This window comes from Ralstonia sp. A12, from assembly GCF_000801955.1.
GTDB lineage: Bacteria > Pseudomonadota > Gammaproteobacteria > Burkholderiales > Burkholderiaceae > Ralstonia.
Genome location: NZ_JSZO01000011.1, coordinates 78,176 through 94,098 on the forward strand (window position 1 = coordinate 78,176; position 15,923 = coordinate 94,098).

Annotated in this window: 15 protein-coding genes; 7 read left to right on the forward strand and 8 right to left on the reverse strand. The window is 60.6% G+C overall.

The features are described from left to right. Positions 1-7 precede the first annotated feature (7 nt). The 7 genes from PI87_RS14340 to PI87_RS29940 all read right to left on the reverse strand — a co-directional run bounded on the left by PI87_RS14340 (position 8) and on the right by PI87_RS29940 (position 4,559). A complete protein-coding gene (locus PI87_RS14340; protein WP_039598387.1) occupies positions 8-406 on the reverse strand; it encodes a hypothetical protein in 399 nt (132 codons plus the stop codon). Positions 407-545: 139 nt separating this feature from the next. Continuing rightward, positions 546-956 carry an LPXTG cell wall anchor domain-containing protein gene (locus tag PI87_RS14345; RefSeq protein WP_039598388.1) on the reverse strand — a complete coding sequence of 137 codons (411 nt, stop codon included), beginning with the start codon at positions 954-956 and terminating at the stop codon, positions 546-548. A 45-nt stretch (positions 957-1,001) separates the two neighbouring features. Then, positions 1,002-1,316, reverse strand: coding sequence for a hypothetical protein (locus PI87_RS14350; protein ID WP_039598389.1), 315 nt, complete (start codon positions 1,314-1,316; stop codon positions 1,002-1,004). 446 nt (positions 1,317-1,762) lie between these two features. Beyond that, positions 1,763-2,287, reverse strand: a complete 525-nt coding sequence (locus PI87_RS14355; protein ID WP_039598390.1) for a DUF6714 family protein — start codon at positions 2,285-2,287, stop codon at positions 1,763-1,765. Between the two features lie 78 nt (positions 2,288-2,365). Further along, positions 2,366-2,791, reverse strand: a complete 426-nt coding sequence (locus tag PI87_RS29100; RefSeq protein WP_157003143.1) for a hypothetical protein — start codon at positions 2,789-2,791, stop codon at positions 2,366-2,368. Between the two features lie 7 nt (positions 2,792-2,798). Next, positions 2,799-3,641 carry a hypothetical protein gene (locus PI87_RS28540; protein ID WP_232313998.1) on the reverse strand — a complete coding sequence of 281 codons (843 nt, stop codon included), beginning with the start codon at positions 3,639-3,641 and terminating at the stop codon, positions 2,799-2,801. A gap of 255 nt (positions 3,642-3,896) precedes the next feature. Then, entirely contained in the window at positions 3,897-4,559 is a 663-nt protein-coding gene (locus PI87_RS29940; protein WP_198139562.1) for an RHS repeat protein, read from the reverse strand. Positions 4,560-5,944: 1,385 nt separating this feature from the next. Here PI87_RS29940 and flhA point away from each other — a divergent pair. The 4 genes from flhA to PI87_RS14385 are packed head-to-tail and all read left to right on the forward strand — an operon-like array spanning position 5,945 to position 11,453. Then, positions 5,945-8,044, forward strand: coding sequence for a flagellar biosynthesis protein FlhA (gene flhA / locus PI87_RS14370; RefSeq protein WP_039598392.1), 2,100 nt, complete (start codon positions 5,945-5,947; stop codon positions 8,042-8,044). Further along, on the forward strand, positions 8,041-9,909 hold the full coding sequence (gene flhF / locus PI87_RS14375; protein ID WP_039598393.1) for a flagellar biosynthesis protein FlhF: 1,869 nt from the start codon (positions 8,041-8,043) through the stop codon (positions 9,907-9,909). Before flhA ends, flhF begins: the two co-directional genes overlap by 4 nt. Before the next feature lie 15 nt (positions 9,910-9,924). Next, positions 9,925-10,683, forward strand: a complete 759-nt coding sequence (locus tag PI87_RS14380; protein ID WP_039598394.1) for a MinD/ParA family ATP-binding protein — start codon at positions 9,925-9,927, stop codon at positions 10,681-10,683. An 8-nt stretch (positions 10,684-10,691) separates the two neighbouring features. Beyond that, a complete protein-coding gene (locus tag PI87_RS14385; protein WP_039598395.1) occupies positions 10,692-11,453 on the forward strand; it encodes an RNA polymerase sigma factor FliA in 762 nt (253 codons plus the stop codon). A 36-nt stretch (positions 11,454-11,489) separates the two neighbouring features. Here the strand turns inward: PI87_RS14385 and PI87_RS14390 are convergent, their stop codons facing one another. Beyond that, complete coding sequence (locus PI87_RS14390) at positions 11,490-12,572, reverse strand: MBL fold metallo-hydrolase (RefSeq protein ID WP_039598396.1); 1,083 nt, start codon at positions 12,570-12,572, stop codon at positions 11,490-11,492. Between the two features lie 315 nt (positions 12,573-12,887). Between PI87_RS14390 and PI87_RS14395 the strand changes: the two genes are divergently transcribed. From PI87_RS14395 to PI87_RS14405, 3 genes are all read left to right on the forward strand, one after another. Next, entirely contained in the window at positions 12,888-13,622 is a 735-nt protein-coding gene (locus PI87_RS14395) for a hypothetical protein (RefSeq protein ID WP_157003144.1), read from the forward strand. Between the two features lie 148 nt (positions 13,623-13,770). Beyond that, positions 13,771-15,183: a nucleobase:cation symporter-2 family protein gene (locus PI87_RS14400; protein WP_039598398.1), complete on the forward strand. Its 1,413-nt coding sequence runs from the start codon at positions 13,771-13,773 to the stop codon at positions 15,181-15,183. Positions 15,184-15,379: 196 nt separating this feature from the next. Continuing rightward, positions 15,380-15,907, forward strand: coding sequence for a hypothetical protein (locus PI87_RS14405; RefSeq protein ID WP_039598399.1), 528 nt, complete (start codon positions 15,380-15,382; stop codon positions 15,905-15,907). Positions 15,908-15,923: the final 16 nt, after the last annotated feature.

The window sequence follows — 15,923 nt, forward strand, 5'->3', positions numbered from 1 at the left end:
GGGGCTCTCACTTCCCCTTGGCCAAACCGAGCCGACGCTCCTGCTCCGCCAGAATTGCGGCTTCTTTCTTAACGTTGACTTCTTTCTGTGTGAGCCAAGCCTCGTCTCGCTTCAGGAATGCCTCCATTCTCTCCATCTGGGCATCGCTGCGACTCATCTGCTCATCAGCGCGTTTTTGATTTTCGTTCCATTTAGCAACTTCTTTCTCATACTGAGCGTCTTGCTTGGCCGTCTTCTCTTGTTGTTTCTGGCGGGCAACAGCGCGGTCGGCTTGCGCTTGCGCGTCTTCTCGGTCCGTTGCGCTTTTGCTCATGTTGTATAGGATGCCCGTAGTTGCGCCGAGGATTACGCAGAAGATCACCGAGAATGCGATGGACTTTAAAAGGAAGTGGAGGATGTTTTTCATTTTCCCTGAATAGAACTCTGCTTAGGGGCAATCTTGAATTGCCCAGCGAATCATTGGTGTTGGTTGATAATTTGATGCTAGCGTGAGCTGTGTACTCGTGGATGAGAGCCTGATCTTCAGGGCAGCTCGATAGGCGCGTCTAACTGTGCGCGCTACTTGTCGCAAATGCCTTCACGTAATCATCTACCGTTGCGAGAGCAGAGATGTCGACTTCCTTGCCCTGACGCGCTGCACGTTTTGCTGCCAATTCAGCCAGCGTGTCCAGTTCTTCGCTCGTGATTAACGATACTCCAGTGTCGGTTCCGAACTTGTCTGTCGGACGCAGCTTGTAGGCTGGCACTCGCAGCGTCTCTACAATCTCGTTCCACGCAGCACGAACTTCCGCCACGTCAAAATTGCCGCCAGCGTAGAACTGTTTGTAGATTTCAGCATCGCTGAGCGATTGCCGCTCAGAGAGGGCCTGCAGGCTTACCTGGCGGCGCTTACGACGGAGCCATGCTGCTCCGCCGCCGATTGCAAGTGCGAAACCAGCGATCAGATATATGTTCATGAACGTGCTCATCGAGAGACTGTAGCCCTGCAAGCAGGCGGTTCGCTACCGGTCGTAATCTACACAGAACAAGCCGAGCTTAGCCTCAAGCCGCTTTACCAATTCTTGCGCTTCTCCGCGCGATGCAACTACGACATCTTCCAGGCCGTAAATCAGATCACCTGAATCGTCCACTTGAGCCACGGAGATGATTTTCAGCTTTCCAGAAAAGCCGTCGAGGGGTTTCAGGTGCTGTCCACCAACATACAGATCTACGACCTCCCCAACGCTGGGGGGCGATTGGACGTCAACGCTTCCCGTTACGTTTCCATGCGCGGTGACTGGAGAGTCGAAGATGCTGAAATCGATATCAATTTGCATGGTCAGAGAGGCGCTTGCGCTCCAAGAGTCAACAAAGCCATGCCTCTCTTTACAAGCCAGAATCAGGCGACATCAAGTCGCCGCCAAAATAACTATCAAAAATCGACCCATTAAAAATAAAATTCACCATCCAAGAATATTCTCCGTTTCTCTTTGGGACTATGTTATCCACTAAATTTGCGATTCTTTTTCTGTCTAGGGGTGAAAAATTGCTTACCCCATCCGTTACCACGGAGATAAGAACAAAGTTGAAATCGTTTTGTATTTAGTAGGAGATATTTATTATTTCAAAGGGGGCGTTGTTTATAATTGAAAAGATGCAATTTTCTGCAATTTCATCGTCTACCGGTTTCTTTTCTTCCATAGCCAGCCACGTGCGCCAGATCCAAATTTGAGGTGGACTCTGTTTGGACTACTCCTGGGAGCAGTCCGGCGGGTGTCCACGCTCACTCAACCGATGATTCCGCCCGTTCAAGCCAGTAGTTGGCTAGTGCCTGCTGAATCGACAGAGCATCAAATCCATCCGGTCCCTCAGCCTCAAGCTTGAATTTAAGGTACTCAACAATTGCGCCAGCCTGCGCTTTCGAAAATACGGAATGCCGATAAATAGCACTATCCCAGCCTGTCCGATCCCCATATCTACGAGGATTGATTCTTTTCGATGCCCCGTGTCCCTCAAGGCCATGGACTAGGTGGAACACCACATCGTTGTAATGAATCTCCCCTCTGATGTCGTACAGCATGAAAGCTTGTATGTAGTACCGGAAAGCTTCATCCGAAAGGAACGACAAGACCGCGTCCTGATCCATCTTGAATACGTGCAGGTTCCTCCAATCTTTCACGCCACGGAATATTGCCTCTATCTCTGCAGGTTCGGAGCCTTCACGGCTACGCACGAGGGCCCAATCCGGAGGCGTCTTGACATTCACGAAAGCGTTAGCGATGGATTCTTCCAGTTTGCCCTTGTCCATTTGCTGATCTCATCGTCCAGCGTGCAAGCGAGCGCCGTGCAGCTACGAGTTGGCGCTTGGTGACTTTCACCTATCCTGCTAGCCATCCAGCCCAGTAAGCCGATCTCGCAGCAGCGGCCAAGCTTCATCAAGATACTTGCGGGCGTCTTCGCTTTCCTTTGCGGCTTCCTGCAACAAGGCCTCAATGGACGTATTGTGCGTGGCGGTCTTTGCTGTGAGAGCCAAGTCGACTAGCCTGAGCGCGCCAATGAAGAGCGAATCATCTTGCCGGCTGCCTTGCACCACCGGCACCTCTCCATCTCCGAATAGCGGCCCGTGCCACGACTGAAGCAGATTGAGGACACTACCACCGACTCGATATGCGGCATCAGAGGGCTCATAAGCCTTCAGTTCATCTGGAGGAACGCTCACGATCAACTGAAATGGAATATCCGGTCCTTTGGCTCTTGCAATGCAAAGATCACCTTCTTGGCTCAGGTAAATTTCCAAATGAGGTACTTTCATATCAACTCTATTTCCCATCACATTGCATCATGCACTGACGAAGATATTCGCCTGCTCGGTCCACACACTCTTTATACCCAGGTTTTCCCCAAAAGATATGAGCGATACTGCAGTTCTTCACATCATCTTCATGTTGGGTCACACAATCTTGTTTACACGCTTCACGAGTTGTATCACCACCACGACATACTGCGCCTCCGCTGGCGCTTCCGATCCGCTCTAGTTGTCTTCTCGCTCTCGAACGAAGGTCGGGCCGAACATGATCACGAGAGTTTTGGTCAACCAGATCCTCAGGGTACGCGGATCGATTGCCGCTTGGTGAACCACTCGAAATGGGCGGAGATAGTTGGTAAATGCTGGACATCGCATCGCCCCCTACGGGAGGGACTTGCGCGTGGGCGGACTGGATGATTGCGGACAACCATTGTTTGATCCAGTTCAGCACGGCATTCCAAGCACGCACTGCAGTGTCGTGGACGGTCTGCAGGCTCGTTGGAGGCGCAGTTTCTAGCTTACCTTGGGGCACGGCCAATGATGAGACCACACCGGTTTGAACACTGCTTTCAGACACAGTCAAATTAGCCAGAATCTCAGTTAGGCGATGCGCAGAATCGTAGACCCATCGCATTGCCAAATCTTGAGGCCCGAGCATGGCGGTGCGCTGCCCAACCACATCGTATTCGTATCGGATTTGCTGCCCGCCTAGATCGTAGGTGGTTAACCACCCGCGCACGTTGTAGCTGAGCTTGATAGTGATGCCATTCACATCGATAGCCTCCCGCACACGCCCCGCGCTGTCGTACTGCGTGATCCGCCCAGTCTTACCCTCCGGATTGGTCAACGTCAGCAAATTGCCCTGAGCATCATAAGTGAGCGTCCATGTACCGGTGACAACTTGATCTGTCCGCTCTGCTGCAGTTAGAACGTGTCCGCTATCGTCGTAGGTCCAGTCTGTGCGCTGGAGGGGCCCAGAAGCCGCAGCCCCAAAACCCTGGCTACCGTTGGCATCACCAGTCGGCGTCACCGAATGCGAAAGCAGATTCCCATTCGCATCGTAGGAAAACGCTTCAATCTGATACGGCGCAGCGACACGAGTGACCAGCCATTACTGCGCATCCCACTCCGTTGTAGTGGTCTTCGCATCCGCAGTCCCAGCCCCGACTACCCGCTGGGTCTCACGGCCAAGGGCGTCATAGCTATACGCCGTTGTGGAACCGTCATAACCCGTCTTACTCGTCGGGTTGTTGTTGGCGTCGTAGCTGGTACTTTGCGCAGTACTACCGCAAGTCGGGCAGGGCGCCGACACCCCCGTAGGCAACAGCACACCGTTCTGCTTGAGGAAGTTGTACGTGCTGGTCGTGCCTGACGGCTGCGTGACGATCGTCTGGTTATTCGCTTGGTACTGGAACTGATACCGATCCGTGCCACCCGTCAACTCACTTGTAATAGCCCGCCCCTGATCGTCATAGGCATAGGTGGCATATCGCACACCAGCTTCGTCGATCACGCCCGTCAGAGCAGTCGGGAAACGCGAGTCTTCATACACATACTGCCGCACGGTGTTGTCCGGCCAGGTGACCGAGGACAACATGCTGGTTGCGTTATACGAGTACTTCGTCACAGCGCCGTCTGGCGCAGTGATGCTGGACACGCGGTTTTGCGTGTCATAGGCCAGGGTCAGGCTGCGTCCGCTCGGAGCCGTGACTTGGGTAAGTTGGGCCTTAGCGTTGTAGGTGAGCGTCGTCGTACGGCCATTCCGTTCGCGCACGGATAGCAATCTTCCGCTTGCGTCGTAACTCTCGACCGCACCAGTGTTTGTCCCCCCATATTGCCAGCCGGTCACTTTGCCATTGGCGTCCGTCAGCGGCTGCAACGTGTCTTGCGTACCGGTTGCGCCCCAACGCGTCCCGGTCTTCTGAAAAACCAGGATCGAGCCATCGTTTCGGAGTGCGGAAATTTCTGCCTGCACATAGGGAAGAAGACTTGTGTCAAGCCGGCGCTGCCAATTGAATAGCCATTGGCCAGCGCCCCCACTTGATCCAAATACACTGAAAGAACGATACGAACGCGTTACCGGTAGATCCGTGCTGCCGCCGTCTGATTCAGTCACAATCTTGGTACCGGTGCCCGGGATAACGGGATGGCTGATTGCGCAGGCTTGCACCGGCGGGCGCGATACTACACATGCCCCATCCGGCTGAAAGGTGTACCCACTTGCACATCTAGGCCAACGCCCCGCTGTCGCAATCTGACCGCCATTAGGGCTATTGCACTTGTAGGCCCACGCGCTCCAAAAAGACGCCCCCCCATAAGCAACACCGTTGCGATTCGCCCAATCCGCACACGCGGCGTCAGGCGAAGCGAAGTCGCCAGCATCGACATTCCACAACTCCCCTGCGGACTGAGCGTTAGAAACCGTACTCAGGCCACTTGCAAGCATTGCCACCAGTAGCACACGACCCAGGCGGACACCGACCGAGATACGCGCGCGGTGATGGGGACGGTGGCCCAACGTGCTGCGGTTACCAGAATGCCGTCTGCAGCCAAGTACCTTTGCCCCCAGCCCGCTCGATGCCTGGACCAAGCTCGACACTGTGGGCCAAAGCCACTTCTTCACAAATTGCTGCATCCCATCCCCTGCCTTATTTCTTTTGTCGGAGACGTGACTCTCTGGACGGCTCTTGCCTTCGGCAAGTCAGATTTTCTTCAATCTGAATTCAGAAATACTTCCATCGAGCAATGCAAGGGGGGGGGGGGCTGACACCACGTGCTTCGGCAGTGTGTGCGAGACGACGAGGGCATGTTGCCGGTGACATCGACAGTTTTCGTATCCCCGCAGCAACTGTCTCGCTCAGTACACTCAGTACATTTAGAGGTTGGCGAGGGGGGCGCCACACCGATGATGTTGGCATCACCGCGAACTCGGTCGGCTAGCGTGGGCTGGTGCGGTTCAACCCAGCCAAGCTCCAAGCGAGGCGTAAGCGTCATGTCTCATGGAGACCCGGCGGCGCGCATCACAGCTTCCACACCCCCCGTTGGGAGGGTATTTCAAAGAAAAGCCGCCTTTTGGGCGGCTTTCTCGCTTCTTCGATTTGGCGGCTTCCCCGGCAAGATGGCATCCATCAAAAAGCCCCCCGCTGCCCGCCTCTCCAGATGAACGCCGCACTGCTCCGAGTCTCCAGCTTCCTGCGTCAGGGCGACTATCGCTCCGCCGCCGGCCCGGTGCTCATCATCCTGATCCTGGCGATGATGGTGCTGCCGCTGCCGCCGTTCATCCTGGACTTGCTGTTCACGTTCAACATCGCGCTGTCGATCATCGTGCTGCTGATCAGCATGCACACGCTGCGGCCGCTGGATTTCTCGTCGTTCCCCAGCATCCTGCTGATCACCACGCTGATGCGGCTGTCGCTCAACGTGGCTTCCACCCGCGTGGTGCTGATGGAAGGCCACACCGGCCCCGACGCCGCCGGCAAGGTGATTGAGGCCTTCGGCCACTTCCTGGTGGGCGGCAACTACACCGTCGGCATCGTGCTGTTCGTCATCCTGGTCATCATCAACTTCATGGTGATCAGCAAGGGCGCAGGCCGGATCGCCGAGGTCAGTGCACGCTTCACGCTGGATGCCATGCCCGGCAAGCAGATGGCGATCGACGCCGACCTGAACGCCGGCCTGATCCGTGAAGACGAAGCCCGCAAGCGCCGCACGACCATCGCCCAGGAAGCCGAATTCTTCGGTTCCATGGACGGTGCCAGCAAGTTTGTGCGCGGGGATTCGGTGGCGGGTATCGCCATTCTGCTGATCAACATCATCGGCGGGCTGGCTGTGGGCGTGCTCCAGCACAACATGGACATCGGCCACGCCGCTACCAACTACACGCTGCTGACCATCGGTGACGGCCTGGTCGCGCAGATTCCGGCGCTGGTGATCTCCACCGCAGCCGGCATCATGGTCAGCCGGGTGTCGACCGACAAGGACGTCGGCCAGCAACTGTCGAGCGAGCTGTTTGCCATGCCGATGGTGCTGATGACCACCGCCGGCGTGCTCGGCCTGCTGGGTCTGGTGCCGGGCATGCCGCACATCCCATTCATTCTGTTTGGCGGCGGTCTGGGCTATCTGGGCTGGTATCTGAAGAAGCAGCGCGCGATTCCCGAGCCGGAACCGGTGTTGCAGGCCATCGCCCCCGTCGACACGCCCGAGGCAAGCTGGGACGACGTGTCGTGGGTCGACGTGCTGGGCTTGGAGATCGGTTACCGCCTGATCCCGCTGGTCGACAAGAGCCAGGATGGCGAGCTGCTGCGCCGCATCAAGGGCATCCGCAAGAAATTCACGCAGGACATGGGCTTCCTGGCGCCGGTTGTGCACATTCGCGACAACCTGGAGCTGGGCCCGTCGTCGTACCGCATCACGCTCAAGGGCGTGGAAATCGGGCAGGGCGAGGTGCAGCAGGGCAAGTTCCTGGCCATCAACCCGGGCGGTCAAGACGGGCGCCTGGGCACGCAACTGCCCGGCACGCCTACCGTGGACCCGACCTTCGGCCTGCCGGCCATGTGGATCACCGCCGATGTGCGCGATCGCGCGCAGGCCGAGGGTTATACCGTGGTCGATTGCAGCACGGTCATCGCCACGCACGTCAATCAGTTGATTTACACCCATAGCACCGAGCTTCTCGGCCGTTTGGAAGTGCAGCAGTTGCTCGATCATTTGGCCAAGGAAGCACCGAAGCTGGTCGAAGACGTCGTGCCCAAGCTGTTGCCCGTCGCGACCGTGCAGAAGGTGCTGCAGAACCTGCTGGACGAAGGCCTGCATATCCGCGACATCCGCACCATCGTCGAGACGCTGGCGGAGCACGGAGGCAGGACGCAAGACCCCGCCGAACTCACCGCCGCCGTGCGGATCGCGCTGGGCCGGGCGATTGCCCAGCACCTGTTCCCGACCAAGAACGAAATGCAGGTCGTCACGCTCGACCCGAATCTGGAGAACATCTTGCTGCAAAGCATCGTTGGCGCTCATGGTGGCTCGGCCGCCCCGATTGAACCGCAACTGGCTGACTCGCTCATGCAAGCGGCCGCGGATTCGTCGCGCCAATACGAACAGATGGGCCAGACGGGCGTCCTGCTCGTGCCGCCCGCGCTGCGCCCCATGCTGGCCCGCTTGTTCAAGCGTGCCGCACCCAGCCTGCGCGTGCTGTCACACGCTGAAATTCCAGATCACCGAACGATTAAGGTTGTCGCCATGCTTGGAGGCCGCGCATGAAAATGCATCGATTCACCGGACTGACGTCGCGCGACGTGTTGCGTAAAGTGCGCGACCAGTTGGGCGACGACGCGCTGATCCTCTCGAACCGCGCCGTGCCCGGCGGCATCGAGGTCATCGCCGCCTCCGATACGCACCTGGATGCGCTGGTCGATACCCACTCGACCGCGCCCAAGGCTGCGCAACGCCGCCCAAGCATGCCAGCCCCGATTCCCGAGCCTGCACCGGTGGCCGAGGTTGCCGCCCAGGCACCTGCCGAGCCGCAAGCGCAGGTTTCGACCCCGGTTGAAGCCTCGGCTACACCCAACGCACTGGCCCGCCTGCGCAACCGCTTTACCGCCGCACGCCGTGTTGCCGCAGCCCAGGCTCCGGCACAGGACGACGCTTCGGCCACACCGACGGCCGGCCGCAAGCTGCAGGCGCGTGTGGATGACGATGTGGTGCTCGGCGCATCGGAAGAGTTGCTGGGTGTGGACCCGCTGGTGGCCTCTACCCGCATGCTGGCTGGCCTGTCGCTGGATCGCGCCAACGCTGATATTGCCGAGACGGCCGCCCAGACGCTGGCCAGCACCGCCCAGTTCATCGCCCGCCGCACCGTGGTGCCGGAAGACGAACCGGTCGAACAGATCAAGCGCCCGGCCGCACGCCGCGAGCAGGATGATCAGCCGACCACGCTGCGCTCGTTTGCTGAGCGTGTCGAAGCCCAGGCCCGCGCAGCACGTGCTGAGCAGCAGGCTGCCCGCCCGCAACCGCAAGTTGAGACCGCCAAGCCGGCCGACATCTTCGTCCGCATGGAGGATTCGATGGCTAAACCTGATGCCCAGCAAGACACGCAGCGCGAAGACAGCAGCCTGCAGCGCTCGGCCATCAAGGCAGACATTAAGGCCGAAACCGATGCCATGACTCGCCGCATGGTCAGCGAGATCGACGTGCTCAAGAGCACGCTGAACGACGCCATGTCGAGCCTGGCCTCGCTGGGCGTGAAGCTGGGCGACCCGGTGCGCACGCGCCTGTTCCAGACCATGCTGAACGCGGGTTTCTCGGCGCAGCTCACGCGCTACGTGCTGGAGAACATGCCCCAGCACGACACGTATGAGGGGGCGCTGGACTTCGTGCAGCGCGCCATTGAAAAGAACCTGACCACGGTGTCGGATGAAAACAGCCTGCTCGACCAGGGCGGCGTGTTTGCCCTGATGGGCCCGACCGGCGTGGGCAAGACCACGACCACCGCCAAGCTGGCTGCACGCTTCGTGCTGCGTCACGGCGCCTCGCGCGTGGCACTGCTCTCGACCGACAGCTACCGGATCGGCGGCCACGAACAACTGCGCATCTACGGCAAGATCCTGGGCGTCTCGGTGCACGCCGTGAAAGACGCGCAAGACCTGAGCCTGGCGCTCAACGATCTGCGTGAGAAGCACGTTGTGCTGATCGACACCATCGGCATGAGCCAGCGTGACCGCGCCGTGTCCGAACAAATGGCGATGCTGCACGCCGTGGGCCCGTCCATCAAACGCCTGCTGCTGCTCAATGCTGCAAGCAACGGCAAGACGCTCGATGAAGTGGTCGGCGCCTACCGTGACGCCAACCTGGCCGGCTGCATCCTGACCAAGATCGACGAGGCCGCCTCGGTGGGCCACGCGATGGACGTGATGATTCGCCGCCGCCTGCCGCTGCACTACGTGTCGTACGGCCAGCGTGTGCCGGAGGACATTGCAGTACCGAACAAGAAGCTGCTGATTCACCGCAGCTTCCGTGCAAGTGCCGAGCAATCGTCGTTCGCGCTGGATTCAGATGAATCGCTGCTGGTGGCGCAAGGCGCCGCACGCAGCCGCGAACCGGGCTTGGCCGCTTTCGATTTCGCATAACAAAGAGGGGCGACCATGACGACCCCATTCGCCAAGGACCAAGCCGCCGGGCTGCGTCGCATGCTCGGCCAGGTGGCAAGCCGCCGCGTGCTGGTGATCGGTGCAGAAGAGCAGATCGACGACTTTGTCGACAACCTGCGCATTGCGTTGTCGGCCATGGGTCGCGACGCTGCCGTGGTGAGTGCCCAGACCATGCTGGCGGTGGCCGGCATGCTTGAGCAGCACGACGACAGCGCCGACGTCACCCTGGTGGCCGCGCATTTCGGCAGCCGTGCGCTGGGCACGGTGGCCGAATCCTGCGACGACGTGCTGCTGGTGTTCTCCGATGGCCCGGAAGGTATCAAGAGCGCGTACACGCTGCTCAAGAAAACCGCTGGGTTGCAAGGTGGCGCAGGCATTCGCACCGTGGTCTGCGGTGCGCATTCGGTCGACTCTGCGGTGCGCGTGTTCGGCAATCTGGCCAACACGGTGGGGCAGTACCTGAACACCCGCATCGATTTCGCTGGCTATCTGCCGGAAGACCGGCACGTAGAACTGGCGCTCTCGCTCGGCAAGCCCGTGGCGAGCGCGTTTCCCGCATCGCCTTCGGCCATGGCCTTCCGCCAGCTTGCCGAAGAGATGCTGAGCTGGGCCAGCGCCGAGGCCCAGGCTGCTGACGACGCAGCGATGGTATCGGCGCAAGCATCGACTCAGACAGCGGTACATGAGTCGGAACAAACAACGCCGATCCCGACGCCCCGCGCCACCGCGCGCGCGGCCGAGATGGTTTATTGAGGCGCACCATGAACGAAGCGCCAAAGGCAGGCATGGATATGTACACCGCAACCGGTCGCAAGACCAAGTCCGACGAGATGGCGACGTACGCACCGCTGGTGCGCCGCATTGCCAACCAGATGATGGTGAAGCTGCCGGCCAGCGTCGAACTCGACGATCTGATCCAGGCCGGCATGATGGGCTTGCTCGATGCGCTGTCGCGCTATGAAGAAACGCAGGGCGTGCAGTTCGAGTTCTACGCTGCCCAGCGTATCCGCGGCGCGATCCTCGATGAACTGCGTGGCTCCGACTGGCTGCCGCGCGGCCTGCGCCGCAACGCTCGCACGATCGAGCAGGCGATCCAGAAGCTGCAGCAGCAGAAGGGCCGCGCGCCCACCGAAACCGAGATTGCCGCCGCACTGGGCATGTCGCTGGCCGACTACCAGAAGCAACTGGTCGACCTGCAAGGCAGCCAGCTCCTGTACTACGAAGATTTCGACCGCGAAGACGCCGACGCTTTCATCGAGAACCGCGCTGCTGAGAACGATTCCACGCCGCTGGACCAGTTGCTGGACCACGACCTGCGTGAATCGGTGGTGGCCGCCATCGAAGGTCTGCCCGAGCGCGAAAAGCTCATGATGAGCCTCTACTACGAGCAGGATCTGAACCTGCGCGAGATCGGCGCCGTGATGGGCGTGTCGGAATCGCGTGTGTGCCAGATCCACAGCCAGGCTATCGCCCGCATTCGCGCCCGTCTGCGCGATCGTGCATGGCTGCCGACACCGACCTGATGCCGGCGTAGTCCCGAGCGGTACCTGCCAGAATCTTTACTGCGCGGCCAGCGAGTCATCTCGCGGCCGCGCTTTTTCTTTGGGCAACTCGGCGACAAGGCGCTGTGCTGCCGCATCCCACACACGGGTCTCGCCGTGCTTGAAGAGGGCGAAGCGCTCGGCGGGCACGTTGGCGGTCTTCAGTGCGTGGGCCAAGTCTGCGATGGGCTGGTCCAGCGGTTCGTCCGTCAGCGCGAACGTGCCCCAATGGATGCCCACCGATTGCCGTGCGCCGATGTCCTGCATGACCTGCACCGCCTCGGTCGGGTCGATGTGCTGGGCCTTCATGAACCAGCGCGGCTCGTAGGCGCCCACGGCAATTGCCGCCACATCAAAGTGGCCGAAGCGCGTGCCGATGTCGCGCGTGTCTTGCGAATACCCCAGATCGCCCGAGAACCAGAAGCGCAGGCGTGGATGCAGCAGCGCCCAGCTCCCCCACAGCGTCTGGTTGCGGTCGTATAGGCCGCGTGCGGACCAATGCTGCACGGCGCAGAAGTGGGCGGTGAAGGGGCCGAAGCTGGCCTCATCGTCCCAGTCGAATGCGCGCACGTTGGGGTTGTCTCCGCGCAAGCGCGTGCCGCGTACGTTGCGCGCGAACCAGTGGTCGATCCCCAGTGGCACAAAGAACATGGGTGCGCCGCCCGGCTGGCGCATCAGCGCGCGCACGCTGGCTTTATCCAGGTGGTCGTAGTGGTTGTGCGAGATCAGTACCAGGTCGATATGCGGCAGCTGCTTGAGCGACAGGCCCGGTGGCTGGTGCCGGCGCGGGCCGGCAAACGGCAATGGCGAGGCACGCTCGGAGAACACCGGGTCGGTCAGCACGTTCAGCCCGTCAATCTGCAGCAGCAGCGTCTCGTGCCCGATCCAGGTGAGCTGCGGCACGTTGGGCGGCTGGTGTACCGCGTTCAGGTTGGGGGCAATGCAGGAGAGGTCTTGCGTGGGCGGCTTGGGGAGCCCAGCCTTGCGGCGCTCGCGTTGCCATTTCCAGAAATCGCCGCCGGGGCGCGGATGGGGGTAGCGGTTGCGGAAGCCGTCCGGCGTGTGGTGAGGCTTGGCCGGATCGTAGTGAGGGTTCTTCATGGCATCGCGGGGGATGGACGAGTTCTGCAGTTGAGGGAACCCACTTGAATATCAAGAAGTATCAAGTTGTGTTGTTTTTTGCACTTTGGGTCAGACGCTGCCTAGGCTGAAACCGCCTCGCCGAGGCGCGCTGCGCAGCACATTCCGCTACGGAGTCGCGGCAGTCAAACCTTCCTCAAGGACCACAATGGATTTACCTCACCACTTGGCTGGGCAAACCGACGTTACAGACGCGCATGACGCGCATAAAAAAAGGGGACCGCCTGCAATTTGACAGGTTGTCAGGAACCGGAGGCGAGCAGACAGACTGCTCTGTTGGCCGATGCCCGGTTTGCCACCTTTCTCATAGAAACATCACCTGTTTATCGTAACGCGCCGCCCCGCTTCATGCTGGGCAACGGGGCGCGGCAGGTCAGCGGCAGCGCCGTATGGCTGGCGCAGCTACCCTCCGGCGCCATCGTCGGCATCAACGACTACCGGCTGATCGGCGACACCGCCGAGCTGGCCGATCTCTACCACCACCGCGGTTACATGCACGGGCGCTGGGCGCGCGGCATGGCTCGTATCGGCAGCCAGACAAAGCAGGTTGGCGACGATGCGGGGGACTACCACTACGCCGTGATCGATCAGGCCGACTTGACCTTGCGTCAGCAGACGGTGCTCGGGTGCCGTGGTGTGTTCACGGTGCCTACCGTTGTCGCTGGACGCGGCCCAGTTGGCTGCGTGCGCGGCACGCTGGACATGATCTGGAAGGACGGCACCCTGCGCCTGATTGGCAGTCTGGAGGTGCTCGCCAACGGAAGCCGTGTGAATCTGCCGATCCGGCACTATCAGCCCGACATTGGCACCACCAACCACGGTGGCAGCCCGTTTGGGGGCAGTACCTACGATCTCACGCCCGTGGTGGCAGAAAACGGCATGCTGCGATGCGTCATCCTGTACCGCGTGCGGCTCGATCCCGGGGTGATCTACCAGGGCGTGGCGATGTTCGAAGCGCACACGCATTTCAGAACGCAAAATATGTACACAAAAGACGGTGTGAATTGTTGACATAGTCCGGGCTGCGATCCAAGATGCCGGCAAATGTGTGACATCACGTCACGCAAATGTCGGCAGACAGCGCCTGATGCCTGTTCTGCCCGATGCACACCAGGCACGCCTCCGGCACGTACACGGGGGCGGCTTCAGGAGACAAGACATGCGCCAATCCCCCGGCCAACCCTCGCCGTCATCCTCGACCTGCGTCGATCCCGTCAACGAACGCCTGCCGCTGCCGCGCCTGTTTGCGCTTGGCCTGCAACACCTGTTGGTGATGTATGCCGGTGCGATTGCGGTGCCGCTGATTGTCGGCAATGCGCTCGGCCTGTCGAAGAGCGATCTCTCGTATCTGGTCAATTGCGACCTGTTTGCCGCCGGTATCGGCACACTCATCCAATCGCTCGGCTTCCTGTTCTTCGGGATCCGGCTGCCGGTGATGATGGGGGTGACCTTTGCCGCCGTGGCGCCGATGATCGCCATTGGCGTGGAGCCCGGCATGGGACTGCCCGGCATTTTCGGGGCGTCCATCGTGTCAGGTGTGTTCGGCATTGCCGTTGCACCGCTGATGGGCCGGCTGCTGGGCCTGTTCCCGCGCGTGGTGACGGGCACGGTCATCATGCTGATCGGCTTTTCGCTGCTGAGCGTGGGCATCAACTGGGCCGCCGGTGGCCAGCAGATGATTCCGCAGGTAGTGAACGGCGTCACGCACATGGTGCCGAACCCGGCCTTTGGCGATCCGTTCGGTCTGGCCATTGCCGCACTGGTGCTGGTGACGATTCTGCTGCTGACCAAGTTCGGTAACGCGCTGCTGTGCAATATCGCTGTGCTGCTGGGCATCGTGGCGGGGACGCTGGTGGCAGCAGCTTTCGGCAAGGTGTCGCTGGCCGATGCGAGCGCCGCGCCGCTGATGACGCTGGTGACGCCGTTCCACTTCGGCATGCCCAAGTTCGAGCTGTCGGCCATCATTTCGATGTGCATCGTGATCGTGATCACGCTGGTGGAATCGACCGGTATGTTCCTCGCGCTGTCGCACGTGGTGGGCAAGCCCATCTCGCGCAACGAGCTGACCAACGGCCTGCGCGCTGATGGTCTGGCGACGGTCGTGGCCGGTGTGTTCAACACGTTCCCGCATACGTCGTTCTCGCAGAACATCGGGCTGGTATCGATCACGGGGGTGCGTTCGCGCTACGTGGCGGCCGCCGGTGGTGTGCTGCTGATCGTGCTGGGGCTGTTTCCGAAGCTGTCGTACGTGGTGGCCTCGGTGCCGCAGTACGTGCTGGGCGGCGCGGGCCTCGTGATGTTCGGCATGGTGGCTGCGGCTGGTATCCGCATGCTGGGCATGGTGGATTTCCAGCAGCAGCGCCACAACCTGCTGATCATTGCCGTGTCGGTGGGCTTTGGCATGGTGCCGACGCTGGCGCCGGCCTTCTTCCACCACTTCCCGGACTGGATGCGCCCGATCACCCACAGCGGCATCGTACTGGGCACGCTGGTGGCGGTGGTGCTCAACGCGTGGTTCAACGGTATCCGCGGTTCGCATGAAGTCATGCATGGTGCCGCCGCAGCGCATTGAAGCTGCCCTAGAACATTCGGCTCACCGCAAACACCCCGCTTCAGGCGGGGTGTTTTGCTTTGGCGACACCAATCTGAGCGCAAGCGTTTGCTATGTGGTGACTTTGCGCAGCGGGCCTTTGTTTCACGGTTCTGCAAATTAAGCGCCTTAGGTTGTACCCAATCTTCGGGGAGGAAGAGAAAAAGCGGGGGGAACCATGCAAGGGCTAGCTGCACGATTTGAAAAAACAGACGCGGGGCGCCGTGAAATCGCCACGCGCAACGGCGCGCTCAGCCGCTCAAGCCGCGCGCTGCTGATCATGGTGGATGGCCAGGTCACGGGCGAGGATCTTGCTGTGCGTGCGGGCCAGCTTGGTCTGCAAGCGCAGGCCGTGTTCGATCTGGTACAGGCAGGCTTCATCCAGAGCGCGGCGGACACCGCTGGCGAGCCGGTCTTCGTTCAGGTTGAGCCGCAGCCCGAGGCGCACAAGCCCGCAGCGGCCAACCGCAAGCGCTCGCTGGCGGCGGCACGTATGTACCTGATGGACATCGCCGCACGCACGTTCAGCTCGGCAGAGCATCCGATTCGCCAGCGGCTGGTTGAAGCGACGGATCGCGCCTCGGTGGAAGGCGCGTTCGATGCATTGATGGCAGCCCTGCGTGAAGCCACGTCGGCGTCGATGGTGGAGCAGGTGGAAGTGTCCTTCCGCGGCTTCCTGCCTGCCGAAGAGGGCATTGCCGGCTAAGCAGAGACACCCCGCG

Excerpts from the sequence above, each read along its gene's own strand:
- PI87_RS14385 (WP_039598395.1), top strand. The coding sequence starts at position 10,692 with ATGAACGAAGCGCCAAAGGCAGGCATGGATATGTACACCGCAACCGGT.
- PI87_RS14405 (WP_039598399.1), top strand. The coding sequence starts at position 15,380 with ATGCAAGGGCTAGCTGCACGATTTGAAAAAACAGACGCGGGGCGCCGT.
- flhF (WP_039598393.1), top strand. The coding sequence starts at position 8,041 with ATGAAAATGCATCGATTCACCGGACTGACGTCGCGCGACGTGTTGCGT.
- PI87_RS14345 (WP_039598388.1), bottom strand. The coding sequence starts at position 956 with ATGAACATATATCTGATCGCTGGTTTCGCACTTGCAATCGGCGGCGGA.
- PI87_RS29100 (WP_157003143.1), bottom strand. The coding sequence starts at position 2,791 with ATGAAAGTACCTCATTTGGAAATTTACCTGAGCCAAGAAGGTGATCTT.
- flhA (WP_039598392.1), top strand. The coding sequence starts at position 5,945 with ATGAACGCCGCACTGCTCCGAGTCTCCAGCTTCCTGCGTCAGGGCGAC.
- PI87_RS14350 (WP_039598389.1), bottom strand. The coding sequence starts at position 1,316 with ATGCAAATTGATATCGATTTCAGCATCTTCGACTCTCCAGTCACCGCG.
- PI87_RS14400 (WP_039598398.1), top strand. The coding sequence starts at position 13,771 with ATGCGCCAATCCCCCGGCCAACCCTCGCCGTCATCCTCGACCTGCGTC.
- PI87_RS14390 (WP_039598396.1), bottom strand. The coding sequence starts at position 12,572 with ATGAAGAACCCTCACTACGATCCGGCCAAGCCTCACCACACGCCGGAC.
- PI87_RS14340 (WP_039598387.1), bottom strand. The coding sequence starts at position 406 with ATGAAAAACATCCTCCACTTCCTTTTAAAGTCCATCGCATTCTCGGTG.
- PI87_RS14380 (WP_039598394.1), top strand. The coding sequence starts at position 9,925 with ATGACGACCCCATTCGCCAAGGACCAAGCCGCCGGGCTGCGTCGCATG.
- PI87_RS14355 (WP_039598390.1), bottom strand. The coding sequence starts at position 2,287 with ATGGACAAGGGCAAACTGGAAGAATCCATCGCTAACGCTTTCGTGAAT.